Annotated in this window: 9 protein-coding genes; 6 read left to right on the plus strand and 3 right to left on the minus strand. The window is 75.0% G+C overall.

Annotated features, from left to right (window positions below; genetic code table 11):
* Positions 1-191 (minus strand): hypothetical protein (locus ACFWEK_RS07420; RefSeq protein ID WP_430553629.1); only part of this gene is annotated, 191 nt, incomplete at its 3' end.
* Between ACFWEK_RS07420 and ACFWEK_RS07425 the strand changes: the two genes are divergently transcribed.
* The 3 genes from ACFWEK_RS07425 (at position 172) to ACFWEK_RS07435 (ending at position 2,284) form a co-directional block, all read left to right on the plus strand.
* Positions 172-1,194, plus strand: coding sequence for a flotillin domain-containing protein (locus ACFWEK_RS07425; RefSeq protein ID WP_430553630.1), 1,023 nt, complete (start codon positions 172-174; stop codon positions 1,192-1,194). The two genes, ACFWEK_RS07420 and ACFWEK_RS07425, sit on opposite strands and share 20 nt — an antisense overlap.
* An 83-nt stretch (positions 1,195-1,277) precedes the next feature.
* A complete protein-coding gene (locus ACFWEK_RS07430) occupies positions 1,278-1,949 on the plus strand; it encodes a DsbA family protein (protein WP_430553631.1) in 672 nt (223 codons plus the stop codon).
* A 155-nt stretch (positions 1,950-2,104) separates the two neighbouring features.
* Positions 2,105-2,284 (plus strand): hypothetical protein, encoded by a 180-nt coding sequence (locus tag ACFWEK_RS07435; protein WP_380244887.1) that lies wholly within the window; start codon positions 2,105-2,107, stop codon positions 2,282-2,284.
* 21 nt (positions 2,285-2,305) lie between these two features.
* Here the strand turns inward: ACFWEK_RS07435 and ACFWEK_RS07440 are convergent, their stop codons facing one another.
* Together ACFWEK_RS07440 and ACFWEK_RS07445 are read right to left on the minus strand one after the other, a co-directional pair.
* Positions 2,306-3,283, minus strand: a complete 978-nt coding sequence (locus ACFWEK_RS07440; protein ID WP_430553632.1) for a DNA-3-methyladenine glycosylase family protein — start codon at positions 3,281-3,283, stop codon at positions 2,306-2,308.
* Positions 3,276-3,887 (minus strand): ribonuclease H, encoded by a 612-nt coding sequence (locus tag ACFWEK_RS07445; RefSeq protein ID WP_430547825.1) that lies wholly within the window; start codon positions 3,885-3,887, stop codon positions 3,276-3,278. The genes ACFWEK_RS07440 and ACFWEK_RS07445 overlap by 8 nt, the downstream gene beginning before the upstream one ends.
* Before the next feature lie 238 nt (positions 3,888-4,125).
* On the opposite strand from ACFWEK_RS07445, the gene ACFWEK_RS07450 reads away from it, so the two are divergent.
* The 3 genes from ACFWEK_RS07450 to ACFWEK_RS07460 all read left to right on the plus strand — a co-directional run.
* A complete protein-coding gene (locus ACFWEK_RS07450; RefSeq protein WP_430547873.1) occupies positions 4,126-5,271 on the plus strand; it encodes a VIT1/CCC1 transporter family protein in 1,146 nt (381 codons plus the stop codon).
* Between the two features lie 114 nt (positions 5,272-5,385).
* On the plus strand, positions 5,386-7,383 hold the full coding sequence (locus ACFWEK_RS07455; RefSeq protein WP_430553633.1) for a hypothetical protein: 1,998 nt from the start codon (positions 5,386-5,388) through the stop codon (positions 7,381-7,383).
* A gap of 83 nt (positions 7,384-7,466) precedes the next feature.
* Positions 7,467-9,306 (plus strand): hypothetical protein (locus ACFWEK_RS07460; protein WP_430553634.1); only part of this gene is annotated, 1,840 nt, incomplete at its 3' end.

A 9,306-nucleotide genomic window follows, 5' to 3' on the forward strand; every position in this document is an offset into this window, starting at 1 on the left:
CGTTCCTGGGCCACGCGGTGGCGGGCACCGGCGTCGGCGTGACCTTCGGCGACGTCGAGGCCGCGCCCGCCGTGCTGCTCGCCGGCCTCGAGGCCTTCCTGCCCGTACTGAAGGAGAGCCGCGGCTACCTCCTCCAGATCGCCTCGCTCGCTGCGCTCCATCGTCGGCGACATGACGATCGAGCAGATCATCTCCGACCGCAAGGGCCTGTCGGACCGCGTGGTCGAGTCGACCAAGACCGATCTGGCGGAGCAGGGCCTGCAGGTCGACCTGCTCAACATCTCCGACATCTCGACGCCGGGGTCGGACTACCTCTCCAACCTCGGACGCGCGGAGGGCGCCCGCGCCCTCCAGGTCGCGGAGGTCTCCGAGGCGGAGGCCCGCCGGGTCTCCGAGTTCGCCGTCATCGAGGCGGCCGAGCAGATCGCCGAGCGGCAGAAGGCGCTCGACCTCAAGAAGGCCGCCATCAAGGCCGACACCGACCGCGCGAACGCCGAGGCCGAGGCCGCGGGCCAGCTCGCGCGCGCCGAGCAGGACCGGCTCGTGGCGCAGCAGGAGCGCGAGGCGCTGGCCGAGCAGGCCCGCGTGACGCAGGAGCGCCTCGACATCGAGGTCCGCAAGCCGGCCGAGGCCAAGGCGTACGCCGAGGTCCAGGAGGCCACCGCCCGCCGTGACGCCGCGAACGCGGCCACCGAGGCCGACGCGTTCAAGCGCACCACCATCGCCGAGGCGAACAAGACGGCGGCCATCCAGGACGCCGAGGCGTCCGCCGCGGCCGTGCGCCGCGCCGGTGAGGCCGAGCGCGACAAGCAGATCGCCCTCGCGGCCGGCATCAAGGCCGAGGGCGAGGCCAAGGCCTTCGCCGTCGAGGCCGAGGGTCGGGCCGAGGCCGCCGCCACGGACGCCAAGGCCGAGGCGCTGAAGAAGTACGGCGAGGCCGCGCTCGTGCAGGAGCTCATCGAGCGCCTGCCCGAGATCGTCCGTGCCGCGGCCGAGCCGATCGGCTCGATCCAGGGCATGACCGTCGTCTCCACCGACGGCGCGTCGGCGGTGACCAAGACGGTGGCGTCCGTGCTCGGCGAGGGCCAGGGCGTCGTCAAGCAGCTCACCGGGGTGGACATCCACCAGCTCATCGCGGGCATCGCGGGCGGGCAGCTGCCGACGAAGTCGGAGGAGACCGCGCCGCTCAACTGACGCGCCGTCGTGCAGAGGCATCTGCGACGCACGACACGCCCCGCCGCGGGAATCGCCTCCCGCGGCGGGGCGTTCGTGCGTACGTGACCGCTATCGAGAACGCTCCCCTCAAGGTCGACGTCTGGTCGGACGTCGCGTGCCCCTGGTGCTACATCGGCAAGCGCCGCTTCGAGTCCGCGCTGCAGCGGATGGCGGAGCGCGACGGCGCCGCCCCCGAGGTGGAGGTCGAGTACCACTCGTTCGAGCTCTCGCCCGACACCCCTGTCGACTTCGAGGGCACGGCCACGGAGTTCCTCGCCGACCACAAGGGCATCCCGCTGGAGACCGCCCAGCAGATGCAGGACCAGGTGACGGCGCTCGCCGCCGCCGAGGGCCTCACCTACCGGATGGACCAGGTCCGGCACACCAAGACGCTCAAGGCGCACGAGCTGCTGCACCTGGCCAAGGCGTTCGGCAAGCAGGACGAGATGAAGGAGCGCCTGCTGCGCGCGTACTTCACCGAGGGCGAGCACGTGGGCCACGTCGAGGACCTCGCGGACCTCGCCGCCGAGGTCGGCCTGGAGCGCGAGGCCGTCGTCGTCGCGCTGAACTCCGGCACCTACGCCGAGGCGGTCGCGGACGACATCGCCCGCGCCCGCGCGTACGGCATCAACGGCGTCCCGTTCTTCGTGCTCGGCGGCCGGTACGGCGTGTCCGGCGCGCAGGACCCGGACGTCTTCGTCCAGGTGCTCGACCAGGTGCTCGCCGAGGTCTGAGCCGGGCGAGCGAGGCGCATCTCACACCGCCAGCCCTGGCTGTGAGACGCAGTATCACCGAGAATCGAGGCCAGCCCGCACCGTCGCGGGGTGCCGCGGTCTCGGGCCCACCACGCCCGGTCGTACCGCGGCAGTGGTTCCGTTGGAGGAGAAACATGAACGACGCCACCGAGAGCTCGTACCGCTCGATCGCCAACCCGCGCCGCACCACGCTGATGACCGTCAGCGCGGCCGAGGCGGCGGCACCCCACCACGGCGCGGACGAACGTCCGCTGCAGCTGCTGGGCGACGACGGCGCGGTCTGCGTGGACGGCGTGTGCAGCCTGCCGGACTGACCGGCTCCATCGCCTGACCGGCTACATCGCGCGGTAGTCAGCGATCGACAGCCGCGGGCCCCGGCGCGGGGCCTGCGGCCTGCGGTCGAGGAACAGCAGCCGCACGACGCGGTGCCGGTGGGGCGCGTACGGCGCGAGGAGCCGCAGCATCCCGTCGTCGTCGGTGCGCTCGCCGGTGAGCGCCCAACCGACCGCCGCGGCGAGGTGGAAGTCGCCCACCGACACGGCGTCCGCGTCGCCGAGAGCGCGCTGCGCCACCTCGGCCGACGTCCACACCCCGACGCCCGGCACCTTCTCGAGCCGGGCACGCGCCTCGTCGGCCGGCATCCCGACGGCGTCCTCGAGCCGCGCCGCGACCTGCGCGCACCGCACCGCCGTCGCCGCGCGTCGCGGGTCGACCCCCGCGCGGTGCCAGTCCCACGTCGGGACGGCGGCCCAGCCGCGCGCGGACGGCACCACCGTCAGGCCGTGCGGGACGGGCCCCGGGGCGGGCGAGCCGTGCCGGGCGACGAGCCAGCGCCACGCCCGGTGCGCGGTCACGACCTGCACCTTCTGCTCGAGGACGGCCGGCACCAGGGCCTCCAGCACCCGCCCGCTGCGGCACATCCGCAGCCCCGGCGTGCGCCGCGCGACGTCGTGCGCCTGCGGCGGCGGGACGAAGTCGGAGGCGTCGTCCCCCTCGCCCAGCAGCACGGGCACGGCGTCGGCCGCCTCCCGTGCGCCCGGACCCCAGTGCTGCACCACGGCGGAGCGCGGTCCCGTCGCGACGAACCGCTGGGTGACCGGCCCGGTATGCACCAGCGTGGTGCGCCACACGGCGCCGTCGGGGGTGCGTCGGAACGTGGGGTCGTACGCGCCGTGCCGCAGCGGACCCAGCGTCAGCGCGAGGTCGAGCGGCCTGTCCGAGGCGTGCTCGACCGTGACGTCGGCGGCGGCCGGGCGGGCCGTCACGTCCGTGCCGGTCGAGGCCGCGCTGGTCAGGGGGGTCGTGCTAGTCAAAGAGGGTTCCGAGCTCCCAGCCGGTGTCGCCGCGCGCGCCGACGGGCGTGGCCTCGGCGAACCCTGCGTCCCGCGCAGGACGCCCCGCCGAGCGGTCCGCGCCGTCCTCGCGCGGTGAGGTGCTCGTGCCGGCGTCCTCCGAGAGCAGCAGCTCGTCGACGCCGCCGCGGCCGGCCGCCCAGTCCTGCGCGGCGAGGCCGGCAAGCTGGTCGGCCCGCTCGTTGAACGGGTTGCCCACGTGGCCGCGCACCCACCGGAACCGGACCGGGCCCTCGCGGCCGGTGATCGCGGCGTCGATGGAGCGGATCAGCTCGAGGTTCTTCACGGCGTCGCCGGACGCGGTGCGCCAGCCCTTCCGCTTCCACCCGTGGATCCACTCGGACGCGCAGCGGATCGCGTACTGCGAGTCGGACTCGATGAGGAGCGGCTCTGCCCCCGGATGCGCCTCGATCGCGCGCAGGAGCGCGGTGAGCTCCGCGACCTGGTTGGTGCCGGACGCAGCGCCGCCCGAGTCGAAGCGGCCGCCCTCGTGGGCGATCCACGCCCAGCCGATCGCGCCCCCGGGATTGCGGAGGCACGAGCCGTCAGTGCTGACAATGATCACGCCGGAGTCTCCCAGTGTCCGAGCCCCTGGTTGCCGCCCCCATTGTGCCCCGAGCCGGTGACACTCGGGGCCGCGTCCACGCCGTCGCCCGACGAACGAGGAACCCGCAGGCTGCGGACGCCCGAAAACTCGGGCGCGCGGCCCCGGAAGAGGTCGCGGCTCCGCCCGGAACCCACGAGCCTCCCGCAACGGTGATCATGGCGGCATGACCGACGGCACCGCCATGCCCGGAGACCGCATGCCCGAGAACGACCGGCCCTCCCACGACCAGCCCGCCCGCCGCCCGGCCGACATCCGCAAGTGGCGGCGCTACCTGGCCGACGAGCGCGCCGAGGCCGCCACCTACCGGGACCTGGCCCGGCGACGCACGGGCGAGGAGCGCGCCATCCTGCTCGCTCTCGCCGACGCCGAGAAGCGGCACGAGCAGCACTGGCTCGACCTCCTGGGCGACGACGTCGGCCGGCCGCTGCGCGGCGACCTGCGCACCCGCATGCTCGGTCTGCTCGCCCGGCGCTTCGGCGGCGTCTTCGTGCTCGCGCTCGCGCAGCGGGCCGAGGCGCGGTCGTCGTACGACGCCGACGAGCACGCGACCGCCACGATGGCGGCGGACGAGCAGATCCACGAGGAGGTGGTGCGCGCGCTCGCCTCTCGCGGCCGCAACCGGATGTCCGGCACGTTCCGCGCCGCCGTCTTCGGCGCCAACGACGGCCTGGTCTCCAACCTCGCGCTCGTCCTCGGCATCGGCGCCTCCGGCGTCTCGTCGCAGACCGTGCTCCTCACCGGCATCGCGGGGCTGCTCGCCGGCGCGCTGTCCATGGGCGCCGGCGAGTTCGTGTCCGTGCGCTCGCAGCGCGAGCTGCTCGAGGCGTCCACGCCCGACCCGAAGAGCGCCACCGCGCTGCCGCACCTCGACGTCGACGCCAACGAGCTGGCGCTCGTCTACCGCGCCCGCGGCATGTCGTCCGACGAGGCGCAGGGGCGGGCCGACCGGGTGCTCGCCGGCCTCGCCGCGACCGGGACGCTCGCCCCGGAAGTGCTCGACGACGAGCGGGACGGCGAGCCCGTGCCGACCCCGGTCGTCGAGCAGGACGACGACCTGGAGACGCACGGCACCGCCTGGGGCGCCGCGATCTCGAGCTTCTGCTTCTTCGCGTCCGGCGCGATCATCCCCGTGCTGCCCTACCTGCTGGGGCTCACCGGATTCCCGGCGATCGCCGTCGCAGCCGCGCTCGTGGGCGTGTCGTTGCTGATCACGGGCGCGATCACCGGGCTGCTGTCGGGGACGTCGCCGTGGACGCGCGCGCTGCGCCAGCTCGCCATCGGGTTCGGTGCCGCTGCCGTCACGTACGCGCTCGGCCTGCTGTTCGGGACGTCGGTGGCCTGACCCCCGGGTGAAAACTCGCCCGCTGCTGTTGCGTGACTGTTGCTCGGGCGTCACAGTGTGAGCTGGGTCATGACCGAGCAACCCGTGACCCCGCGTGGCATCGAAGGGGGCCGAGTGACACGCAGCGTGGACCGTGCTCCGGCGGCAGGACGCCGCCGGCACTGGCTCGTGCGCGTCGCCGGGACGGCCGTCGGGCTCGCCGGGGCCGCCGCGCTGAGTGTCACCCTCGCCGGGACCGCGTCCGCCGACGACGGCGGCCACGAGGGGCCGTTGACGTCCGTCGTCCGGTCGCTCATCGATCACGACGACGACCGCGCTCGCGGCGACAGCGAGCCTCGTCAGGAGAAGCCGGCGCAGGCACCGGCCGAGGAACTCGGCCAGGAGAAGGCGGCGCCCGAGCAGGAGAAGGCGGCGCCCGAGCCGGCCCGGAGCGAGCCGGCCCGGAGCGAGCCGGCCCGGAGCGAGCCTGCCGACAGCGAGCCTGCCGACAGCGAGCCTGCCGACAGCGAGCCTGCCGACAGCGAGCCCGCGGTGCAGGCGCCGGCCGAGGACGCCGCTCGCGCGAAGCCCGCTCCCGCGAAGCCCGCGGTCGAGAAGAGCGCGGTCGAGAAGGGCGCGGTCGAGAAGAGCGCGGTCGAGAAGGGCGCGGTCGAGAAGGGCGCGGTCGAGAAGGGCGCGGAGGGAACGTCGGGCGCCAAGACCCCCGACGGTGCGGAGGGGGACGCCGAGCGGGACGTGGCAGAGCCGGACGCGGTCGAGCCTGAGGCGGACGAGGCCTCGCCTGTCGACGGCGAGCGGTCCGCCGAGCCTCGTCCCGACGTCGTGCGCGACGCGGTCGACGAGGCCGTCGCCCCCGTCCGTGAGAACGCCGAGCGGCTGCACGAGGCCGTGCACGACGAGGTCGTCGCGCACGCCGAGGAGACGGCCGAGCGGGTGGCCCGCGAACTGACCGGCGAGGCGGAGCAGACGGCCTGGGATTCGGCCGAGGAATCGGAGGGGCAGCCCGAGCGACCCGCGCGCGGCGAGGACGTCCCGTCCGACCTGCCGGCCACCTCGCCCGCACCTGCGGACGCGGCGCCGGAGGCGGCGGACGCTCCTGCCGACGAGCCCGCGGAGCGGGAGACGATGCTCGAGCCGGTGGCTCGCACCGTCGAGGCGGTGACGACCCCGGTCCGTGCGGTGACCGATCCGGTCGGCGCGTTGGTCGAGGGGATCGCCACCCCGCTGTCGCCGGTGGTGGACCCGGTGGCCGGCGTGGTCGAGGAGGTCACGACGCCGGTCGGCGGGGCGCTCGAGCCCGTGACGGGTGCGGCCGCGGAGACGCTGGCCCCCGTGACGGACGCGCTGTCGCCGGTCCTGGAGCCGGTGGGCCGGGTGGTCCACGAGGTGACGCGCCCCCTCGCGCCGGTCACGGACGGCGTGGGCGCCGTCGTGGCGCCGGTCGTGACGACCCTGGACCCGGTGCTCGACCCGGTGGTCGGGCTGGTGACGCCGGTGACTGACTCCCTCGAGCCGGTCGTCAGGCCGGTCCTCGGCGCCGCGGCGCCGGTGGTCGACGCCCTCGCGCCCGTGGTCGAGCCGGTCGGCGGTGCGCTGCAGCCCGTCGTCGAGCCGGTCGTGGACGCGGTAACCCCGGCCGTCGATCCCGTGCTGGAGCCGGTGCTGGAGCCCGTGCTCGGCCTGCCCGCCCCGGTCGACGGGAAAGCGCCCGCGGCCGCGGTGCCCGCCGAGCCGTCGGCGACCGGTGGGTCGACGTCCGACGTCGTCCCGGCCACCGACCCGGCCGCCGCGTCCGAGCCGGTCCTCCCCGCGGCGCCCGCCCTCGCCCCGCCGGCGCCGGCCGCCCCCGCGCTCGACGCCGCCGCGGCGGCCGACGAGCTGCGGAGCGCGCCGTCCGAGCGGGAGAGCGTGCCCGGCACGCCGTCGGCCCCCGCCACGAGCCCGGCGTCGTCGGGCTCCTCCTCGACCACCCGCGTGCCGTCGGGCGGCGACGCCGCCGCCGACCTCGCGGGCCGCACGCACCTGACCGCGCGGGCGTGGATCGTCCCCGCGGGCGACCAGCTCGACCGCCTTCCCGCGGTCGCTCTCGACATCCCCGTCTCTCCTGCCTGACGTGGCCGCGTCGCGCCCTCACGCGCGACAGCGACCGCGGGCGGCGTCCGCCACCCGCGCACCACGTCAGTCAGGAGCGGATCATGCATACCCATGTCCGACGAGCGCTGAAAGTAGCGCTCGTCGCGGGCGGCCTCGTGGTCGCCGGGGCCGTGACGGCCCAAGCTGCGGACGATGACGTCGTCGACGCCACCGTCGGAACGGACACCTCGGTCGACCTCCACCTGAGCGAGGTCTCCGAGGAGACCAACGATGCCGAGCTCGACACGCCCGTGGACCTCCCCGAGGTCGACACGGAGGGCGTCGAGGCCGTGGTCGACGCCGCCGCCGGCGACGACGGCGCGGTCGACGACGTCGCCGGGCCGGACGAGGAGTCCGATACGACGACCGACGACCTCGTGGACGCCGTCGCCGAGGACGCGCACCGGACGGCGGACGACGTCCAGTCCGGTGACGTCCAGGGCGTCGTCGAGGACGTCGCCGGGGACGATGGCGTCGTCGACGACGCGATCGAGGACCAGCCCGCCGCACCGGCGGGCGGCGGCTCCGGGAACGACGGCGCTGCGAACGACGGCGCTGCGAACGATGGCGCCGGGTCGGACACCGGCTCGGACGACGCGACAGCCGGGGACGGCGCCGGCGACGGTCCGGACGGGTCCGCCCCCGAGGGCGCGACGTCCGGCGGGGGCGACGACCGCGGGAGCGGCGACGTGCCGCAGCCCGCGGAGCGTGGCGCCGGAGGCGCGGTCGACGAGACCGTGGACCGTGCGTCGGACACCGTGTCGGACGTGGCGGGGGCCGCCGACGAGGCGCTCGGCACCGGTGCGGACGTCCGGGACACCGTCGAGGGGGTCACCGGTGACGGAGGTGTCGTGGACGACGTCCTCGGCGCCGACGTTCCGGAGTCCGGCGTGACGGACCAGGTCACCGAGCACGTGGTCGAGGACGTCGAGCAGGCGACGGGACACCTCGCCGCCGGTGACGTCGAGGGCGTCGTGGACGACGTCACCGCCGACGGCGGGATCGTGGACGACGCGCTCGAGGACCAGGGCGTCGACGCGGCGCTCGAGCAGGTCGGCGAGACCGCCGACACGGCGACCGGCGCGGTGGACGACGTCCTCGGTACCGGCACGGCGGTGCGGGACATCGTGGGCGGGGTCGCCGACGGCGCCGTCGACGCGGTGGCCGGTGAGGACGGCGTCGCGGACGACGTCCTCGGTGCCGACGAGCCTGAGGCCGGAGCCACCGACGAGGTCGTGGAGCACGCGGTCGACGACGTCGACGGCACGCTCGACGGGGTCACTGCCGGTGACCTGGAGGGCGTCGTGGACTCCGTCGTCGCCGACGACGGGCTCGTCGACGACGCGCTCGAGGGTGACGCGACCGCCGGTCTTCCCGGTATCGGTGACCTGGGGTCGGTCGACGGCCTGGGTGACCTCGCTGATCTGGGATCGCTGGGCGACCTTGGCGCGCTGACGGATGTCGACGCCACGGTCGAGGACGTGCTGGCCGGGGTCTCGGACGCGGCCGGTTCGCTGGACGCTGCGCTGGGTACCGGGCCGGTGGTGCAGGGCTCGGTCGACGGGCTGCTCGGTGAGGACGGCGTCGTGGACGACGTCCTGGGGGCCGACGAGCCTGAGGCCGGCGTGACGGACGAGGTCGTGGGGCATGTGCTCGACGACGTCGACGTGACGCTGGGTGGTCTGACCGCCGGTGACCTGGACGGGGTCGTGGACTCCGTCGTCGCCGACGACGGGCTCGTCGACGACGCGCTCGAGGGTGACTCGGTGATCGGCCTGCCGGGTCTCGACGGAGTCGGTGACCTCGGTGACCTCGGTGACCTCGGTGACCTCGGTGACCTCGGTGACCTCGGTGACCTCGGTGACCTCGGTGACCTCGGTGACCTCGGTGACCTCGGTGTAC

The organism is Isoptericola sp. NPDC060257, from assembly GCF_042726645.1.
In the GTDB taxonomy this organism is placed as follows: Bacteria; Actinomycetota; Actinomycetes; order Actinomycetales; family Cellulomonadaceae; genus Isoptericola; species Isoptericola nanjingensis.